Raw genomic sequence first — 518 nt, 5'->3', positions numbered from 1 at the left:
GTGTATAAGAGACAGCCTACGGGTGGCAGCAGTGAGGAATATTGGTCAATGGACGAGAGTCTGAACCAGCCAAGTAGCGTGAAGGATGACTGCCCTATGGGTTGTAAACTTCTTTTATACGGGAATAAAGTGAGCCACGTGTGGCTTTTTGTATGTACCGTATGAATAAGGATCGGCTAACTCCGTGCCAGCAGCCGCGGTAATACGGAGGATCCGAGCGTTATCCGGATTTATTGGGTTTAAAGGGAGCGTAGGCGGGTTGTTAAGTCAGTTGTGAAAGTTTGCGGCTCAACCGTAAAATTGCAGTTGATACTGGCGACCTTGAGTGCAACAGAGGTAGGCGGAATTCGTGGTGTAGCGGTGAAATGCTTAGATATCACGAAGAACTCCGATTGCGAAGGCAGCTTACTGGATTGTAACTGACGCTGATGCTCGAAAGTGTGGGTATCAAACAGGATTAGATACCCCAGTAGTCCTGTCTGGGTTAAGCCCAGAGGTTTCACAGGTGACTTGCCGCA

General features: G+C 48.8%; 1 rRNA gene. It reads left to right on the top strand.

Annotation, left to right across the window (positions count from 1 at the left end):
- Positions 1–518 (top strand): 16S ribosomal RNA (locus tag IVA74_RS25355); the annotation flags it as partial.

This window comes from Bradyrhizobium sp. 132 (assembly GCF_023074185.1).
In the GTDB taxonomy this organism is placed as follows: domain Bacteria; phylum Pseudomonadota; class Alphaproteobacteria; order Rhizobiales; family Xanthobacteraceae; genus Bradyrhizobium.
Note: the sequence above shows the minus strand (reverse complement) of the source record. Positions and strands in the feature narration are given on the sequence as shown.